The following is a 17833-nucleotide window of genomic DNA, read 5'->3' as shown; positions in this document are numbered from 1 at the left end:
CGGATAGTCTTTACCAACCCGTTATCTCGACACAGGTCGTGATCGCTCACCTCCCCGTTCGTACTCCCCGATCGCCGAAGGTCCCCCCACGTGCTCGAGCCCCACCTCGTGCCCGACGGTTCAGCGCCAGGCACTCAGTCCCCCTTGCGGCCTGAGCGACCCCTGACGCGCCGCGAGCTCCGCGAGCGTGAGGCAGCGGATGCCGCGCGCCAGGCAGGTGCGGCCGCGACTGGTGAGCCGGGGCAGGTGTCGTCGCAGGCGGGGTTCCCGCAGCAGGCCGCGGCGCCGGTGCATCCGCAGCAGGCGGCGCCTCCGGTGTATCCGCAGCAGGCCGCGGTTCCGATGTATCCGCAGGCCGCGGCGCCCGTGTATCCGCAGCAGGCCGCGGCGCCCGTGTTCCCGCAGCAGGCCACGGCGCCCGTGTTCCCGCAGGAGCCCGCGCAGGTGCTCCCGCAGCCCCTACTTCCGCAGCACCCCGCGCAGGCGCTGTCGCAGCCGGCGCCGCAGCAGGCGGCGCCTCAGGCGTGGCAGCCGTCCGCGTATCCGACGTCGACCTCTGCCGCGTTGCCGCAGGCGCCGATCGTGCAGCCCACCGCGCCCGCTCCCTCGGCTCACTATCCGACCGCAGCGCAGCCGACGGCACCGACGCGCCCCGTGGCCCAGCCGACGGCACCCTCCGCGCTCGCCGCGCAGCATCCGACCGCCGCGCAGCATTCGATCGCAGCGCAGCATCCGACCGCAGCGCAGCATTCGATCGCAGCGCAGCCCGCGCGTCCCGGCTTCGACGACCTCTTCGGCGGCATCGGTGCCGCTCCCCACGAGACCATCGAGGCGCCCGTCCGGCGCCGGGTCGCCGAGACGACTCCGAACTCCGAGGCCGAGCAGGCCGACCGTCGCACCGGTCGAGGCTCGGCCTCCTCCATGTCCGGCGGGTCCGGCTCCGCTGAGGCGACCTCCGCGCGCGGACGCGCCGCCGAGCGCCGGCCCGCAGCCGCGGAGCCTGGCGGTTTCGACGCCCTGTTCGCCGACCTCGGCGACGCGGACGAGGCCGACGAAGCTCCCCGTGGTGGACGCGGCCGGTCGGCTCGCAAGGCCGAGAAGCCGAAGAAGCCGTCGCGCGCCGAGAAGGCCGCCGCGAAGCGAGGGGCGTCGGCGAAGAACGGCGGACCCCGACGCGGATCGTCCGTGCCGTCGGCGCCCCGACCGATCGGCGGCGACGTCGACCTCGCCGCTCTGATCGGCGGCACCGCGGCGACCGGAGCGTCCGTGGCCGGTGCACTCGGTGCCACACCTGCCGCCGCCGCCGCGGGCAGCGCGGCGCCCGCCGCCGCCGTGTCCGCGCCGAGCCTGTTCGGGGCAGCGGCGACGCCGTCCTCCTCTCCGCCCACCGGCGACGCGACGACCGACCGTGGCGGCGCGGCATCCGCCGTCGTGCCCCCCATCGACGCCACCGGCGGATTCGCGACGGCGATCGCCGCCGCAGCGGGCGCCCGACCGGGGTTCGACGCGGCCGCGCCGGCGCCGGCACCCCTCAACCTCGACCGCCCGATCCACCACGGGAACACCGCGCCCGTCGACGCCGACGTCACCGGCGTGTCCGACCTGCTCGACTTCGGACGGTCGTCCGACACGACGCCGACCGCTCCCGCCCCGTCGCGACGCGCGGCGCAGCGTCCCGAGCCCGCTCGCGAGAGCGCGCGCCCAGCGACCCAGGCCCGACGTTCGGCGCCTCGCGTGGCACCGCGCCCGGCGCCGCGGCCCGCGGCATCCGCCCCCCGCCGTCGGCGCGTGACCCGTCAGCTCGCGAGCCTCGTCGCGATGAGCTTCGCGGCGCTCCTGGCCGTGGCCACGACGATCCCGTCGCTTTCGCTCCTCACGCCCGAGGACGTGCAGGCGCTCGCCCTGTCGGACACGTCGGGCTTCGGCCGCGACGGCCAGCGCGTGACGATCAACGGCGACGTCGTGGCGCAGAGCGTGCAGCGCGAGGGCTACGAGCACATGTCGATGGCGGAGTACGCCGCGGCGGCGGGCATCCGCGCCGAGGCGGACTTCATCAACAACCCGGCGGGCACGATCCAGTGGCCCTTCGCCGTCGGCGTGCACGTCGGCGACCGCTTCGGCTACCGCGACTGCGCCGGCTGCTCGAGCGACCACGGCGGCCAGGACTTCAACCCCGGCCTCGGCGCCGAGATCCAGGCGATCGCCGACGGCACCGTCGCCGTCTCGACCGACTCGGGCGGTTCGCTCGGCGTGGTCATGATGATCGACCACATCATCGACGGCGAGCTCGTCACCAGCGTGTACGCGCACATGGAGTACGGCTCGCGCCGCTTCGAGGTCGGCGACACGGTGCACGTGGCCGACGTGATCGGCACCACGGGCTCCACGGGCATGTCGACGGGTCCGCACCTGCACTTCGAGATCCGCCTCGGCGGCGTCGACGGCACCAAGGTCGACCCGCTCGAGTGGCTCTACGCCAACACGAACTAGCTTCGTCGCCGAGCGCGCCGGCCACGCGGATGCCGCGTCACCCCACCACGCGCGGATGCCGCGTCACCCCACCACGCGCGGATGCCGCGCGAGCGCGCCCGCCACGCGGATGCCGCATCACCCCTCCACACGCGGATGCCGCGTCATCCCATCACGCGCGGATGCCGCGTCATCCCATCACGCGCGGATGCCGCGTCACCCCCCAACGCGCGCATGCCGCGCCATCGCGCCCGCTCTGCCACCCCGCTTTCGCGCCCGCCCACTCCTCCCCGGCGCGCTCGAAATGCATGAGAATCCGCGCCATGCATGTCGTCAGCGCGACATCCGTCGGATTCTCATGCATTTCCGCGAAGGCTTTCCACAGGAGAAGCCGACGCAAACGCCGCAGGCCCGTCCGATTGCCACACTCGACACGTGGAATCGGTGATCCGGCAACTGCAGCGCAACCACGGCGTGCTTCCGTACTCAGCGCTGGATACCGCGGGGTGCGACCGACGCGACCTCGAGCGAGCACTCCGGGGAGGGTCGATCGTCCGCGTGCGAAGCGGGTGGTTCGCCCTTCCCGACGCGCATCCTGAGATCGTCAGGGCCGTCCGCGTCGGTGGGACGGCGACTGCCGCAACCGTCGCGAAGATGCGAGGCCTGTGGGTGGCCGATGACTCGCAGCTTCACGTGCGCGTCCGCTACTCGACCGGGAGGTTGTCGGCCCCGCATGATCGGCGCGAGCCGTTGGACAGGACCCGCCACCGGGTGTGCGTCCACTACGGTCGGCCAGGTCCGTTCGATCGCGCGGCGGACCCTCTCACGAGGTCACTCGCCGAGATGTTCGCCTGCGGCGACACGGGAAGTGCGATCGCGTCGATCGACTCCGCCCTCGAGACGGGAGCGTTGGATCTCGGTCATCTCGAGCTCATCCGCTCGTGGTTGCCGCCCTCGAAGCGCGCGCTCCTCGACCTGTCCGAGCCCGACGCGCAGTCGGGCATCGAGACGAAGGTCAGGCTGTTCCTCCGGTCCCGTCGAATCCCGTTCAGCGTGCAGGTCGCCATCTCGGATGTCGGACGTGTCGACCTCCTCGTCGGCGATCGGCTGGTCATCGAGCTCGACGGGCGAGCATTCCACACGGGAACCGCGTTCGAAGAGGATCGGGCGCGGGACTTCGAACTGATCACGCGCGGCTATCTGGTGCTTCGGATCAGCTACCGACAGGTCGTCCACGACTGGGATCGGACGCGCGCTGGCATCCTCGCGCTCGTCGCACGAGGCGAGCACCGTTGGCGTGGAGCGGGACCGTTCGCGCCGATTCCCACGTCAGTTGGCCCTCCTGCGGCGCGAAATGCATGAGAATCCGCCGGATGGGTCGTCTCAGGGACCCGTCCAACGGATTCTCATGCATTCGCGGTGCAGCTCAGTGGCGCAGCGGCCTGCGGCTGAGCGTCCGCGGAGCCGCGCGGGCGCGCAGCGCGCGCGGGCGCGCCGCGAGCCGCGGCTACGCGCGCAGCCAGGCCGTGGTGTCGTGGGGGAGCGTGCGGCCGTCGAGGGGTCCGCTCGCGAGCAGCACTTCGCCGGCCGGCAGCTCCACGGGCGACGTGCCCGTGTTCGCGACGACCACGACGGGCCCGTTCCGGAGCGCGACGACCGAGTCGGGAAACCCGGACAGCCACTCGAGGGTCCCGGCGCCGAGCGCGTGCTCGCGCCGCAGGCGCAGCGCGTCGCGATAGAGCGAGAGCGTCGATCCGGGGATGCCGCGCTGCGCGTCGCGCGCGAGCGACGCCCACTGCGCGGGCTGCGGCAGCCACGCGGCATCCGTGGGCCCGAACCCGTAGGACGGCTCGGCGCCCTCCCAGGGGATGGGCACGCGGCATCCGTCGCGGCCGTAGCGCTCGCCGTCGGTGCGGAACCAGGTCGGGTCCTGGCGCGCCTCGTCGGGGAGGTGGATGACCTCGGGCAGGCCGAGCTCCTCGCCCTGGTAGAGGTACGACGAGCCGGGGAGTGCGAGCATGAGCGCGGTCGCGGCGCGGGCGCGGCGCAGGCCGGGCTCGTACTGGGGCAGGCCCTTCGAGCGGGGGCCGAGGCCGTGGCCCTGCGGGTTGGCCTCGGTGACCGAGAGGCGCGTCGCGTGGCGCACGACGTCGTGGTTCGAGAGCACCCACGTCGAGGGCGCGCCGACGGCGCCGAACGCGTCGAGCGAGGCGTCGATCACGCGGCGGAGGGCCGCGGCATCCCACGGCGTCTCGAGGTACGCGAAGTTGAACGCCTGGTGCATCTCGTCGGAGCGGACCCACTTGGCGACGCGGGGGAGCGGGTCGACCCACGCCTCGGCGGCGAGGATGCGCTCGCCGGGGTACTCGTCGAGCAGTGCGCGCCAGTCGCGGTAGATCTCGTGCACGCCGTCCTGGCCCCAGTACGGCGCGCCGTCGCCCTCGTCGCTGATCTCGGGCTCGAGGGGCACGCCGGCCTCGTCGGGCGGGACCGCGCCGGGGACGCCGCCGGCGCCGCCCATGCTGCCGCCCTCAGCGGGCGGCGTGTAGTCGGGCAGCCCGTCGGCCTTCACCATCCCGTGCGCCACGTCGACGCGGAACCCGTCGACGCCGCGGTCGAGCCAGAACCGCAGGATGCGCCGGAACTCCTCGCGCACCTCCTCGTTGGTCCAGTCGAAGTCGGGCTGCGAGCTGTCGAACAGGTGCAGGTACCACTGGCCCGGGCTGCCGTCGGGCTCGACGACGCGCGTCCACGCGGGGCCGCCGAAGACGGACTCCCAGTTGTTCGGCGGCTCGTCGCCGGCGGCGCCGCGACCGTCGCGGAAGAGGTAGCGGGCGCGCTCGGCGCTGCCGGCCGGCGCGGCGAGGGCGGACTGGAACCACACGTGCTCATCCGACGAGTGGTTCGGCACGAGGTCGATGATCACGCGGATGCCGCGGGCGTGCGCCTCGGCGAGCATCGCGTCGAAGTCGGCGAGGGTGCCGAACCGTGGGTCGACGTCGCAGTAGTCGGCCACATCGTAGCCGGCGTCGCGCTGCGGCGACGTGTAGAAGGGGGAGAGCCAGATGGCGTCGATGCCGAGGTCCTGCAGGTCGCCCAGGCGGCTCGTGATGCCGGCGAGGTCGCCCATGCCGTCGCCGTCGGCGTCGGCGAAGGACCGGGGATAGATCTGGTAGATCGCGGCGGTGCGCCACCACTCGGAAGTCATGACGAGAACTGTACGACATCTCGTTACAGCATGGAAACGCTTGCAGCATCGCCGCGTCACGCGATGGTTACGAACCGGTATCAATGCTGGCGGTCCGGTTTGGTAATGAACGTCACGCAAGGTATACCTGTAATCGCTTGCATATCTGCGAGTACTCCACACGGAAGAACGGCCTTTCGGTCACGGTGCGCGACCCCGCTCGGAAACGGGCGGGGCGGGATCCCGGATCCCGCACCAGGCGAAGGCGCCGATCTCTCACGCACACTGAGAAGGGCACACCAATGAGGGTGAACAAGAAGGGCCTCCTCGCTGCAGGCGCCGTCGCGGTCGTCGTGACGCTGGGCCTCGCGGGCTGCGCCGGCGGCGACAGCGGGTCGGACGCCGAGGCGTCGTCGAGCGGCACGCTGACGGTCTGGGTCGACGCCGAGCGCGTCGACGCGCTGAAGGGCGCAGCCGAGGCGTACACCGAGAAGACCGGCGTCGACGTCGAGCTCGTCGGCAAGGACAACGCCGACATCAAGGACGACTTCATCCAGCAGGTGCCGACCGGCAAGGGCCCCGACATCACCATGGGTGCGCACGACTGGCTGGGCGAGCTCTCGACCAACGGCGTCGTGGCTCCGATCGAGCTCGGCGACTCCGCCGGCGACTACCTCCCCGTCGCGATCGACGCGTCGACCTACGAGGGCACCACCTACATGCTCCCCTACGCGGTCGAGAACATCGCGGTGCTCCGCAACGCCGACCTCATTCCCGAGGCCGCCACGAGCTTCGACGACATGATCGCCAAGGGCCAGGCCGCCGGCCTCGCCCACCCGTTCGTGGTGGAGCAGGGCGCCGAGGGCAACCCCTACCACCTCTACCCGTTCCAGACCGCGTTCGGCGCCCCCGTCTTCGGCACGAACGACGCGGGCTACGACCCCACCGACCTCCAGCTCGGCAACGCGGGCGGCGAGCAGTTCGCCGCGTGGCTCTCGGCGCAGGGCAAGAACGGCACCGGCAACTTCAACACCGACATCGACGGTGACATCGCCAAGCAGGCGTTCCTCGACGGCACCGCGGCCTTCTGGCTCACCGGCCCGTGGAACGTGGGCGCCGCGATCGACGGCGGCGTCAACGTCGCGATCGACACCGTGCCGAGCCCGACCGGCGAGGCCGCCGCGCCGTTCGCCGGCGTCAAGGGCTTCTTCATCTCCTCGGAGTCGAAGAACAAGGTCGCCGCGAACGACTTCCTCGTGAACTACCTCGGCACCGAGGACGTGCAGCTCGAGCTCTTCGAGGCGGGCAACATCCTCCCGGCCCTCTCGGCCGCCGCCGAGACCGCGTCGAGCGACCCGATCATCGAGGGCTTCGCCGCCGTCGGCGCCGAGGCCGTCCCGATGCCCGCGATCCCGGCCATGGGCTCGGTGTGGCAGTACTGGGGCATCGCCGAGGCCGACATCATCAATGGTGCCGACCCGACCGCGACCTGGCAGAAGCTGACCAGCGACGTGCAGGCCGCGATCGACGCCAAGTAACGACGAGTCGTCTCCGGGTCGGATGCCACCGCGGCATCCGACCCGGAGCACTCACGTTCCACGAGGAGAGCGAGCAGGGATGAGCACGACGATCGACGACGACGTCACCACGGAGACGCCGCCGAAGCCCACCAAGCGCCAGCGCCAGGCGGCGAGCATCGCCGACGCGGCATCCGGCGGCCTGAAGATGCTGCTGCTCAAGCTGGTGCTCCTCGGCATCCTCGACGCGGTCGCGGTGTACGCCGTGCTCGTGCTCGCGGGCTTCGGGCAGTGGATCGTCGCGGCCGTGGTCGCCGCGGTCGCCGCGCTCGTCAACTGGATCTACTTCTCTCGACGAAAGCTCCCGGCGAAGTACCTCACGCCGGGCATCATCTTCCTGGTCCTGTTCCAGGTCTTCGTGCTCGTCTACACGGGCTACATCGCCTTCACCAACTACGGCACGGGCCACAACGGCTCGAAGGAGCAGGCGGTCTCGTCGCTCATGGCCTCGTCGCTGCAGCGCGTCGAGGACTCGCCGACCTACCCCGTGACCGTCGTCGACCAGCTCGGCACGCTCGGCCTCCTCGTGACCGACCCCGACGGCGACGCCTACGTCGGCACGAACGACCAGCCGCTCGAGCCCGTCGATGCCGAGTTCGACGGCGACAAGGCCGTCGCGGTCGACGGCTGGACGTCGCTGCAGTTCGCCGACGTGCTCGCCCGCACCGACGAGATCACCGAGCTCGCGGTGCCGTTCTCCGACGACCCGAACGACGGCGCGCTGCGCACGCCCGACGGGTCCAGCGCCTACCAGTACGTCTCGACGCTCGAGTACGACGAGGCCGCCGGCACGATGACGGATGTCACGACGGGCACGGTCTACTCCGACATCGGCACGGGCGCCTTCACCTCGGCCGACGGCGAGGAGCTGCTGCCCGGCTGGCAGATCACCGTCGGCTTCGACAACTTCGTGCGCGCGGTCACGGACCCCCGCCTCGCGCAGCCGCTCGTCTACGTCACGCTGTGGACGTTCGCGTTCGCGCTCATCTCTGTCGCGTCGACGTTCTTCCTCGGACTCTTTCTCGCGATCGTCTTCAACGACATGCGGATGCGCGGGCGCCGCTACTACCGGGTCCTCATGATCCTGCCCTACGCGATCCCGTCGTTCCTGTCGGCCCTGATCTGGGCGGGCATGATGAACGAGAGCTTCGGCTTCATCAACCAGGTACTGCTCGGCGGGGCATCCGTGCCCTGGCTCACCGACCCGTGGATGGCCAAGCTCTCGGTGCTCATCGTGAACCTGTGGCTCGGCTTCCCCTACATGTTCCTGGTGTGCATGGGGGCGCTGCAGTCGATCCCCGACGAGCTGCAGGAGGCGGCGACGGTCGACGGCGCGCGGCCGTGGGCGGTGTTCCGGCTCATCAAGCTGCCGCTGCTGCTCGTGACCGTGGCGCCGCTGCTCATCGCGTCGTTCGCGTTCAACTTCAACAACTTCAACACCATCTACATGTTGACCGACGGCGGCCCGCGCGACTCGAACGCGCCGATCCCGGTCGGATTCACCGACATCCTCATCACGATGGTCTACAAGGTGGCCTTCACCGGCCAGTCGCGTGACTACGGCCTCGCGAGCGCCTACTCGATCATCATCTTCATCATCGTCGCGGTGATCTCGATCATCGCCTTCCGTCGGACCAAGAGCCTCGAGGAGCTGAACTGATGGCGAAGGAGACCAAGCAGCGCGGTGCGTGGGCCGAGAACCTCGCCGTCGAAGGCGAGATCGTGGCCGCCGGACTCGATGCCGAGGCCCGCGAGCGGGCGATCAAGAATGCGCAGAGATCGGGCGACGGCTACGTCCCGCCGAAGCGCCCGTTCAAGTTCGGCAGGTGGTTCCGCGCCACCGGCTGGCGGCACGTCGTGGGCGTCGTGATGCTGCTGTTCGCGCTCTTCCCGATCGTGTTCGTCATCTCGTCGTCGCTCAACCCGCAGGGCACGCTCACCGGATCGAACGCGCTGTTCTCGCAGATCGGCCTCGACAGCTACGTTCGCATCCTCACCGACCCGCAGGTGCCGTTCCCGACCTGGTTCGCGAACACGCTGCTCATCGCCGGCATCACGGCCGTCGGCACGGTGTTCCTCGGCGCGCTCGCCGCCTACTCGTTCTCTCGCATGCGCTTCACGGGCCGGCGGTTCGGCCTCATCACGATCGTGGTCGTGCAGATGTTCCCGCAGCTGCTCGCGGTCGTCGCGATCTTCCTGCTCATGAGCTCGATCGCCGACTGGTTCCCGGCGATCGGCCTGAACACGCACATCGGCCTGATCATGGTGTACCTCGGCGGCGCGCTCGGCGTGAACACGTTCCTCATGTACGGCTTCTTCAACACGGTGCCGGCATCGATCGACGAGGCGGCCAAGATCGACGGCGCCGGCCATGTGCGGATCTTCTTCACGATCATCCTGCGGCTCGCCGCGCCCATCCTCGCGGTCGTCGCGCTGCTGTCGTTCATCTTCACGGTGAACGAGTTCGTCGTGGCATCCGTGCTGCTCATCGACACCGAGAAGCAGACGCTCGCGGTAGGGCTCACGAAGCTCGTGTCGAACCCGCGCTACGCGGACTGGAGCGCGTTCTCGGCGGGTGCGGTGCTCGCCGCGCTGCCGGTCGTGGCGCTGTTCCTGTTCCTGCAGAAGTACATCGTCGGCGGCCTCACGGCGGGCGCCGTCAAGTAGCCGAGCGGATGCCGCGGGGCGGCGCGATCGCGTCGCGAACGTGCCTGCCCGCGGCATCCGTTCGGTTCTGCGCTTCGCAGTCGTGAGGCTGCTCGCGGCTTCGGGATCAGCCGCAGAGCTCCTTCGGCGGGAGGCCGCCGGTGACGACGGAGATCGAGAAGATCGGGGCGCCGTCGCCGACGTTCAGCTGGCCCGTCGAGAAGGTGATGAAGCCAGGCGCGCCCTCGATGGTGTAGCGGTCGTCGAAGCCCTGTGACGGCACGAGGCCCGGGTAGGTGGCCTTCGCCTCGGCGACCGTTGAGCCGAGGCGGATGCCCTCGGCGGTCGCGGGACCGGTTCCCTCGGAGAGGGTGATCAGCGCGACAGCGCCGTCGGCTCCCGCCGCGATCGCGAGCGACGGTGCGGAGGCATCGTCGCTGCGCAGGAAGCGGACCGCAGGATTCGGGCAGGTCCCCACGGTGTAGCCGGGCAGGGACGCGGCCGCCTGGTCGAGGGGCACGCCGAGCTCTATCGGACCGATGCCCGTGGCGTCGATGAGCCATCCCGACGGGTTCGCCGGATCGGCGCCCTGGTCGGGCGCCGAAGCCGGAGCCGGCGTCGCCGTCGGCGCGGGCGTCGGGGACGGCGTCGGCGTCGCCGTCTTCGTCGGCTTCGCCGCGGCGTTCGGCGACGGCGACGGCGTCGGGCCGCCGCCGGCCGCTGCGCAGCCGGTGAAGGCCGCGAGCGCCACGGCCACGATGGCGAGGCCCGGAATGATGCGCACGTGCGGAGCCTAACAAGGCGTCGGGCGCTTCCCCGGGAACTCGGATCGCGGTTCGAACACTCGCGAGTCGTACCCGTTCGCGGCGGCGCCTGTGGTGGTCATCGACGCCGGTTCCGGCGTTCCGTCGCCGATTCGGAGCACGCCTCCCGAGGTGATATCCTCGTACGGTTGCCGAGTTCGGCACACGCCCCGATAGCTCAGTGGTAGAGCACTTCCATGGTAAGGAAGGGGTCGTCAGTTCAATCCTGACTCGGGGCTCTGGTTCTCCCGGCATCGCCGGCGAGGACCTCGCGGCGGGGTAGCTCAGGTGGTTAGAGCACACGGCTCATAATCGTGGTGTCGCGGGTTCGAGTCCCGCCCTCGCTACAACAGCAGAATCTCGCGGATCTCCGGTCGTTCCGGCCGATTCATGATCCGCTGTTTCGACTCGCGTGACCACATTTTGACCACATCTGAACCTCATCAGGTGTGATCCGGACGCGCGAACGTGATCGACCGCAGTCCACCTCGCGGCTTCCGACTGCTCAGTTGACCGTGCCGAGCGCCCGTGCTGCTGCCTCGTCGAGACGAACCGCGACAGCGTCGAGATCGTCGTCGAACAGATCCGAGTATGTGTCAAGCGTCATCGCTGCCGAGGCGTGGCCGAGCATTCTCTGTACCGCCTTGACGTTGGCGCCAGACGACACCGCCAGACTCGCAGCCGTGTGTCTGAGGTCATGGATGGTCATCGGCTTCAAGTCGGCACTCTCGAGCGCGCGGTCGAACCAGGAGTTCTCCCGGACGGTCGGTGTCGTGAGATGATTTCCGAACTTGTCGGGAAAGAGCAGCGAACTGTCTTCGCGATTCGAGCACAGCTCCGCGAGCGACCCCATCAGGAACGCCGGGAACGGAACCACGCGTCGCTTGTGCGTCTTGGGCGTTCCGACGACGACCTGACCGCCGACGCGAACCGCGTTCACGCTCACGGAGAGACGGCGCCGCCCGAGGTCTACGTCGCCGACGCGGAGGCCGCTCACCTCGCCCCAACGGAGACCGGTGTAAGCGAGAACACGGATGAGCGGCGCATGGGATCCCGACTCGCGCGCGAGACGGTCGACCTCCAGGTGGCTCAGGTAGACATGCTCCTTGCTCACTTTGCGTGGAAGCCCCACGCCGCGAGCCGGGTTGGAGGGGATGCGCCGATCCTTCACTGCCGCGTCGAGGATGCCGGCGAGCACACCGTAGCAGCGGTGCACAAGGGCGGCGGACTTCGGCTTCGACCGGCCTGCCTCTCCGGAACTGAGCCGCGCGACCCAGCTCTGCACGTCGCTGTGTCGCACGTCAGCGACGGCCACGCGTCCCCACGTCGGCTCGACGTGGAGCCGCCAGGCAGATTCGACCACCGCAGTCGACGACGGCTTCAGGTGTGTCTGGGATTTGAGCCACGCGGCGCCGAGGGCCGAGATGGTTACCCGAGCGTTCGACGGATCGATGAAGGTACCACCCGCCTTGCCGAGCTCGACGCTTGCCAGGAAGAGCTCGGCCTCCTTCTTCGTCGTGAATCCGCGCTTCGTCGTCTGCGAATGATCCGGCTTCCGGTATCGCACTCGATAGCGCTTGCCGGCTGCGCTCGCATAAGGCTCTACAGATCCCACCGATTAGTCCCTCCCCGAAGCGGCGCGTTCCCACCATACGAGAGTCGACCAAGCGGCTGTATGGCGTTGTGCAAACTCATTCAGGCTGGATCCGATGATCTTCTCCAGGTCGTACAGGCAAGCCCCGGGGCATACGTGACGGCACAATGAACAAGCGCAACAACGAATGGTTACGTGGCTATCCCGCCTTCCGCAGGAGAGGTCGAGACGAGCCACGGTGAAGGGGTTGATCCATGGCGGCGAAGAAGATGGAGCTCGGACTGGTCAGGGTCGGTCACATGATGGATACCGGCGAGGACGACTCAGTGGTGAGCGTAACCTTCGACGAGGGCGGGGCGGAAGTCATCTGGCCGCGTGCCCTCGGCTTTGCCGAAGCGTGGGAACGCAACAATACGGGAGTACTTCCTGCCGCCAGTATCTTCCGCGACCACAGCGGCTACCTGACCTTGCTGGAGGGCTCGAGTGGCGGCCTGTCGATGTCCTCGGTCGGGTCCTCGCAGCAGCGAATCCGATACCGCTCAGTCGTCGAGACCGGTGGTGCGGGCGTGGGATATGACCAAATCAACGGGATGCGTTCGGAAGTCGAAGGGCTCGCGCGATGGGCGAAAATGCACCCGGTAACGGGGACTATCGAGTTCGAAGAGGGGCGCACGTCACCGCGTGTCGTGATAACAGCTGAAAACCTGGACTCTCTGAAACTTGGCGGCCGCCTAGCGCTCACGCTCGACACGTCGTTCCATCACAACCCGACGCCCACCGGTGGTGTGTACTCGGTCTCAGAGGCGCTGTTTGTTAGCACACGGTCGGCTGAATTTCTTAGCTGGGAGGATCATGCGGCCGCGCACCACATGATTCAGGACCTCATGTGTCTCGTGTACGGACATCCGTGCCGTGCGCAGCTCCGTGCCGTGATGCGCGAAGACGATCAGCCGTACGGCACCGCGGACGAACGGCGATGGTGGCCGAACGTGTATGCGCCGGACTTCGGTAGGGGAGCGCCACCGGAGTCCATGCCAGAGGACCGGCAGCCGCTCTTCTACCTCGAGGAAGCTGACGATGATCGTGTCGCCAGGTGGCTAGACGAGTTTGAATCCTGGTCGCGCCCCACTTGGATCGCAGTCACGACTCTCTTTCAGCAGGGTTCGACGGTGGAGGCCCAGCTGCTGCAGGTCGGCATCGCATTGGAAGCTCTCGGCTACGCAATCTGGCGTGCGGTAAACACCGCGGGCCAACGCACGCCAACGTTCGAAGGGCTCCTTCGCTACGTGACTGACTTCGTGGGGATCGAGCATCCCCTCCTCTATGGCGAGGGGAAGACAGCGGAAGCGTGGCGGTCGGAGTTCAATGCCGCGTTCAAGGGCGCGAAGCACGCGGACAACCCTTTGCCTAGCGGGCTCGATGCGATCACACGAGCGCGACAGGGATTCACACTCATCCGCTGTTGGCTCGCTGTCGAGCTAGGTGTTGCTCCGGACATCCTGCTAGAGCGTCTTGATCGACTTCGTGAAGGAAGCTGGTGAGCGGGGCGCCGCCGCTGGAAGCACGGTAACCGGAACCAGTCGGTCACCCGGCGAACGCGAACCCAGGCGGAGGGAGATTGTGTGTCTCCCACCGCCATCGATTTGGTGACCTTTCGATTTTCAGTCGGCCCGGATGCCGCGGATTCTCGCTGTCCTTGACTGAGTGCCCAATGAATCTGGGCTAAGCAGGGCTTTCGTGATCACAAGGCTGCCGGGTCATTGAGGTGCGGTTGTGGGCAGAACGTGGGCACGCCTTGGTGCTCGTGGCGTTCACAACCTCGGTGCCGTGCCTCCTCGCCCGGTGAGGCCCGGGGACGAGTCCGTCGCCCATCTCCCGGAGTTGGGCGTCGATGCGACGGCCTCTACGAGTTGACTCATGAGCGAGATGCATACAGAGCACGAACCGGCGTCAGCCTTGGAAACCAGGGGCCACCCCCCAGAGCTGCTTTCCTGGCAGCAGGTCGGTCTCGTCTTCGAACTGCAGCCGTCGGAGCTCCATCTGGAGTTCGTCGCCTCCGCGCGCGGTCTCCTGCGCCGGCAGATACATGCCGAACGGGTGGTCGAAGTTCGTCGTGGCGGCGTTCAGGATCGCGAAGTCGGAACCCGTCTGCGCGGTGGGATAGACGATCCAGACCGTCCTGCCGGGAACGTCGCACGGTATGAGGATCAAGTCCTCGCCCTGCTTGACCTGATCTACCCCAACACACAAGCCAGTCGGAACACCGAACGGCGAATAGAGCTGCTGCACCGCAGGGAATGGACCGTAAGCGGCGTTGGCCGCTGCCGACACCATGCCGTCGGCGAAGAAGTCGGAGACGGTGGCGACACCGGCCGGCTTCGAGTTCGCCCCACCCGGGATGAAGTCGAGCGTCGGATCGGTTCCACTGACGGGGGCGAGGCCGACCGGTTGGCCGACTTGCGCCGTTCCACCGTCGAGAACACCCTCGACGAAGGAGGGGCCGAGTTCGGCGTTGAACACCGAGATGCAGTTGTCGCCACATTCGGCGGTCGCCGCATTCGCAGGCGCCGCCGTCGCTGCGCTCACGCCGGCGAGCATCGCTAGGGTCGAGGCCACTGCGAACACTCTGACTCTCCGAGCTGGAGCGTGGGTGGATGGTGCGGACATGATGGGCTCCCTTCGAGAACCTGCCGGGTCGAGTGAGCGCAGCCAGACGCTGCGTAAGAACGGCCGTCTGCCGTCGGCCTCTAATGCTGAGCGAGCGAACACGTCGGCCACGCCCAGGGAAACCTCAGTTCGTCGACGGGGACTCATGTCCCGAGCGTCGGAGCAAGGTCGGACGGCCTGGCGGAAGGCGGCTGCATTCAGCCTCGGGCCAAATGCTGCGGACCGTGTGGGGCTCCGCATGGAGGGTTGCGGCATTGAGCCTCCTGCCGTGTCTGTGGCTTAACGATGCTCGTCGCGAGGGACCGAACCCCCAGTTGAAGTCACTGGCGCGCTCCCTAGTAGTTGGACGCGGTCGAGGCGCGCCACGCCTAGCTGAAGTGGATGTCGGTGAGGTCGACGGCGAGGGGTGTGCGTGTGGTGTCGGGTGATCGATCCATTCGGCGCACGTGCACGCGGCGCCTCGTGGGCACCGTGATGCCGTCGATCTCGATCTGATCGTGGACGTACTGGATCGTCGGAGAGAAGTCGTTCACCTCAGGCTGTACATCGGTGCGTCGGAGATGACAGGCCTCGTCGAAGTAGTACAGCTGCGTCTGGTTGTGGCTGTCCACCTCGGCAGGGAAGGTGACGCGCAATCCTCGCCATCGTTCGCCGTGCTCGGCGTGCCCCGCGATCTCGCTGGATGTGGTGCCTGGAAAGGCAAAGACGAACGGCTCGACGAGGTAGTGCCACGTCGTGTAGCAGCGGAAGTAGGCCATCTGGGCAAGGCTCCAGGGCGAGCGTTGTGTGTACCCGTCGAATGTCCGGCGCGGGCGGTGCAACTCCTCGATGAGATCCCCGTTCCGGTCGATCACGGTGACCAAATCCGGGGATTTGTCGAAGATCATCTGCCGCCCGCCCGCGACGTCGGTTTGCCGGATCCATTGCTCGTGCGCGCTGGCCTCCACTATCGCTGTTGCGGCGAAGCTCGGGTGGCCCTTCACCGTCCAGAACGAACCGCCGTACTCGACCGTGGCAGTGATCTTCGAGACGGAGGCGAAGCGGGCTGCGCCGTTCGCCTCGAGAACCAGTTCGAGCAGTGACGGCATCCGCGCCCCCGTCTCACCGCCCATGGATGCGACACCAATGACGGCATCGCTGCGGCGACCGAGCGGGAGGGCGTCAGCCGCTGAGGAGGATTCTCCGCCTGCTCGCCCGCCGCTGGCGCGTCAGGAGGCCATGCGTCCGCCCCCCGGCCGGGCTCGGCTCCCTTCTGGCGGTGGGGAAGCGAATTATCCGTCGGTCAGACCTGCCCGACGCCGAGAAGCGACTTCGTCGATTCGGTCTCCAGCACGGGTGACGCGAAACGTGCCAAGAAGGCCTCGGCCTGTCCGCGATCGCCGTCGATGATGACGTCGCCCGCCTCGACCGCATCGTCGAGCGACCTCGGCCCGAGCATGACCTCGCGCAACGTCGACTCGCGTCCCTCGATCACGAGGTCGGGGTCTGCACCCGCCGCCCGTGCGACATCGATTCGGTCATCGTCGATTGCGACATCGAACGCGTCGCGCACCAGCCGCAGCCGCGCCGTGCCGTTGAACTCGCCCGCCACGAACAGCGCCTTCAGCGCGAGCGCGAACGCGTCGTTGCTCATCTCGGATCCGGGTGCAACAGGCGCGAGTGCCCCCCAGCGCGCGATGGCGATCAGAACCGGCTCGAGGGCGTATCCGAGCGGCGTCAACTCGTAGGCCTGCGTACTCGCGGGCGGGCCGAGCAGCGTGCGCTGCACGATGCCGGCGCCATCGAGGTCGCGAAGTCGTTGGCTCAGCACGTTCTGGCTGATGCCGCGAAGCCCGGCCCGCAGGTCGGTGAACCGCTTCGGCCCGAAGATGAGTTCGCGCACCACCAGAAGAGCCCAGCGTTCGCCGATGACATCGAGCGAGCGAGCGATGCCGCAAGCATCGTCATATTTTCTCGTGGACACGGGAATAGACTACACCTCTCGCACGGTTGACTCCTCCAACAGGATGTACAAGTCCTAAGTTAGGAGTAAAAATTGGAACTCAAGCTAGAGGTCATCAACCTCCCCGTGTCCGACGTCGAGCGTGCCAAAGCGTTTTATGAGCGGCTCGACTTCCGTCTTGACGGCGACTTCATCGTCGACGACGGCTTCCGGGTCGTGCAGCTCACGCCGCCCGGATCCAAGGCATCGATCATCATCGGAACCGGCGTCTCTGACGCTCCCGCCGGCTCGGTCAACGGCCTGCTCCTCGCGGTGTACGACATCGAGGCGGCGCGAGACGAGATCGTGGCGCGCGGCATCGAGATCTCGGAGGTCTTCCACGAGGCCGGCGTCTACCTGCACCCGGGCACCGAGCACCGCATCCCCGGCGCACACCCCGAGCGCGCCGACTACTCGTCCTACGCGAGCTTCAGCGACCCCGACGGCAACGGCTGGGTGCTCCAGGAGATCAAGACCCGCCTTCCCGGCCGCTGATCCCGTGGCCATCACGACAAGAACGAATGCGAGCGCAACTGCGATGAATACGACAACCACAACCACCACCACACGCGGCGTGATCTTCGACCTCCTCGTCGAGGCTGCAGCCGCGCACGGCGTCTACGAAGAGAAGGAACTCGGCGGCGTCTACGACGAGGCATGGCCCGAGTGGTACGCCACCCACATGACTGAGGCCCTCGAAACGCACGGCTACCGGCTGATCTCCGCCGCCTGACGAGTCCGATCAGAAGCGAGATACGACATGTGGATCCTCGACCAGCTCGTCGGCCGCGGCATCGAGGCGGCGCTCATCAGCGCACGCGCCGACCGCGACAGCGGGACCCGAACCGAGCCCCGCACTCAAACCACCCCCCACCCCATCACGGCATCGTCCGGAGAAGAGCACTGATC

At 68.3% G+C, this 17833-nt stretch carries 15 protein-coding genes and 2 tRNA genes; 11 read left to right on the top strand and 6 right to left on the bottom strand.

The features are described 5' to 3' along the window. Positions 1-144: 144 nt before the first annotated feature. Both ACWEOH_RS05840 and ACWEOH_RS05835 read left to right on the top strand, forming a co-directional pair. Positions 145-2490, top strand: coding sequence for a peptidoglycan DD-metalloendopeptidase family protein (locus ACWEOH_RS05840; protein WP_452029074.1), 2346 nt, complete (start codon positions 145-147; stop codon positions 2488-2490). Positions 2491-2904: 414 nt separating this feature from the next. After that, positions 2905-3831 (top strand): endonuclease domain-containing protein, encoded by a 927-nt coding sequence (locus ACWEOH_RS05835; protein ID WP_452029072.1) that lies wholly within the window; start codon positions 2905-2907, stop codon positions 3829-3831. A 145-nt stretch (positions 3832-3976) separates the two neighbouring features. On the opposite strand, the gene ACWEOH_RS05830 is transcribed toward ACWEOH_RS05835, so the two are convergent. Continuing rightward, positions 3977-5677, bottom strand: a complete 1701-nt coding sequence (locus ACWEOH_RS05830; protein WP_452029070.1) for a glycoside hydrolase family 13 protein — start codon at positions 5675-5677, stop codon at positions 3977-3979. A 281-nt stretch (positions 5678-5958) separates the two neighbouring features. Here ACWEOH_RS05830 and ACWEOH_RS05825 point away from each other — a divergent pair, with 281 nt between their 5' ends. The 3 genes from ACWEOH_RS05825 (at position 5959) to ACWEOH_RS05815 (ending at position 9900) form a co-directional block, all read left to right on the top strand. Continuing rightward, the gene (locus ACWEOH_RS05825) at positions 5959-7194 is read left to right on the top strand and encodes a sugar ABC transporter substrate-binding protein (RefSeq protein WP_452029069.1); all 1236 of its coding nucleotides are present in this window, start codon (positions 5959-5961) and stop codon (positions 7192-7194) included. Positions 7195-7273: 79 nt separating this feature from the next. Further along, positions 7274-8893, top strand: a complete 1620-nt coding sequence (locus tag ACWEOH_RS05820) for an ABC transporter permease subunit (RefSeq protein WP_452029067.1) — start codon at positions 7274-7276, stop codon at positions 8891-8893. Further along, a complete protein-coding gene (locus ACWEOH_RS05815; protein ID WP_452029065.1) occupies positions 8893-9900 on the top strand; it encodes a sugar ABC transporter permease in 1008 nt (335 codons plus the stop codon). The genes ACWEOH_RS05820 and ACWEOH_RS05815 overlap by 1 nt, the downstream gene beginning before the upstream one ends. A 106-nt stretch (positions 9901-10006) precedes the next feature. Here ACWEOH_RS05815 and ACWEOH_RS05810 read toward each other — a convergent pair whose 3' ends face one another. Further along, complete coding sequence (locus tag ACWEOH_RS05810; RefSeq protein ID WP_452029063.1) at positions 10007-10663, bottom strand: hypothetical protein; 657 nt, start codon at positions 10661-10663, stop codon at positions 10007-10009. A gap of 186 nt (positions 10664-10849) precedes the next feature. Here ACWEOH_RS05810 and ACWEOH_RS05805 point away from each other — a divergent pair. Next, a tRNA-Thr gene (locus ACWEOH_RS05805) sits at positions 10850-10921 on the top strand. A 34-nt stretch (positions 10922-10955) separates the two neighbouring features. Beyond that, positions 10956-11029, top strand: a tRNA-Met gene (locus tag ACWEOH_RS05800). A gap of 158 nt (positions 11030-11187) precedes the next feature. Here ACWEOH_RS05800 and ACWEOH_RS05795 read toward each other — a convergent pair. Beyond that, positions 11188-12297, bottom strand: a complete 1110-nt coding sequence (locus ACWEOH_RS05795) for a tyrosine-type recombinase/integrase (RefSeq protein ID WP_452029061.1) — start codon at positions 12295-12297, stop codon at positions 11188-11190. A gap of 233 nt (positions 12298-12530) precedes the next feature. Here ACWEOH_RS05795 and ACWEOH_RS05790 point away from each other — a divergent pair, with 233 nt between their 5' ends. After that, positions 12531-13817, top strand: a complete 1287-nt coding sequence (locus ACWEOH_RS05790) for an ApeA N-terminal domain 1-containing protein (protein ID WP_452029059.1) — start codon at positions 12531-12533, stop codon at positions 13815-13817. A 409-nt stretch (positions 13818-14226) separates the two neighbouring features. Here the strand turns inward: ACWEOH_RS05790 and ACWEOH_RS05785 are convergent, their stop codons facing one another. The 3 genes from ACWEOH_RS05785 to ACWEOH_RS05775 form a co-directional block, all read right to left on the bottom strand. Then, positions 14227-14862, bottom strand: coding sequence for a hypothetical protein (locus ACWEOH_RS05785; protein ID WP_452029057.1), 636 nt, complete (start codon positions 14860-14862; stop codon positions 14227-14229). A 449-nt stretch (positions 14863-15311) separates the two neighbouring features. Next, positions 15312-16055 (bottom strand): hypothetical protein, encoded by a 744-nt coding sequence (locus ACWEOH_RS05780; RefSeq protein WP_452029056.1) that lies wholly within the window; start codon positions 16053-16055, stop codon positions 15312-15314. A 170-nt stretch (positions 16056-16225) separates the two neighbouring features. Further along, the gene (locus tag ACWEOH_RS05775) at positions 16226-16906 is read right to left on the bottom strand and encodes a winged helix-turn-helix transcriptional regulator (RefSeq protein ID WP_452029054.1); all 681 of its coding nucleotides are present in this window, start codon (positions 16904-16906) and stop codon (positions 16226-16228) included. A 72-nt stretch (positions 16907-16978) separates the two neighbouring features. On the opposite strand from ACWEOH_RS05775, the gene ACWEOH_RS05770 reads away from it, so the two are divergent. Genes ACWEOH_RS05770 through ACWEOH_RS05760 form a run of 3 tightly spaced genes read left to right on the top strand, consistent with a single transcriptional unit; the run spans position 16979 to position 17831 of the window. Further along, entirely contained in the window at positions 16979-17419 is a 441-nt protein-coding gene (locus ACWEOH_RS05770) for a VOC family protein (RefSeq protein ID WP_452029052.1), read from the top strand. Between the two features lie 4 nt (positions 17420-17423). Then, on the top strand, positions 17424-17657 hold the full coding sequence (locus tag ACWEOH_RS05765; protein WP_452029050.1) for a hypothetical protein: 234 nt from the start codon (positions 17424-17426) through the stop codon (positions 17655-17657). A 27-nt stretch (positions 17658-17684) separates the two neighbouring features. Next, the gene (locus ACWEOH_RS05760; RefSeq protein WP_452029048.1) at positions 17685-17831 is read left to right on the top strand and encodes a hypothetical protein; all 147 of its coding nucleotides are present in this window, start codon (positions 17685-17687) and stop codon (positions 17829-17831) included. Positions 17832-17833: the final 2 nt, after the last annotated feature.

It is taken from the genome of Agromyces sp. NPDC004153, assembly GCF_053603635.1.
Note: the sequence above shows the minus strand (reverse complement) of the source record. Positions and strands in the feature narration are given on the sequence as shown.

Bases quoted from the DNA above. Each gene is read 5' to 3' on its own strand.
- ACWEOH_RS05825 (WP_452029069.1), top strand. From the start codon at position 5,959: ATGAGGGTGAACAAGAAGGGCCTCCTCGCTGCAGGCGCCGTCGCGGTC.
- ACWEOH_RS05790 (WP_452029059.1), top strand. From the start codon at position 12,531: ATGGCGGCGAAGAAGATGGAGCTCGGACTGGTCAGGGTCGGTCACATG.
- ACWEOH_RS05820 (WP_452029067.1), top strand. From the start codon at position 7,274: ATGAGCACGACGATCGACGACGACGTCACCACGGAGACGCCGCCGAAG.
- ACWEOH_RS05780 (WP_452029056.1), bottom strand. From the start codon at position 16,055: ATGGGCGGTGAGACGGGGGCGCGGATGCCGTCACTGCTCGAACTGGTT.
- ACWEOH_RS05760 (WP_452029048.1), top strand. From the start codon at position 17,685: ATGTGGATCCTCGACCAGCTCGTCGGCCGCGGCATCGAGGCGGCGCTC.
- ACWEOH_RS05830 (WP_452029070.1), bottom strand. From the start codon at position 5,677: ATGACTTCCGAGTGGTGGCGCACCGCCGCGATCTACCAGATCTATCCC.
- ACWEOH_RS05815 (WP_452029065.1), top strand. From the start codon at position 8,893: ATGGCGAAGGAGACCAAGCAGCGCGGTGCGTGGGCCGAGAACCTCGCC.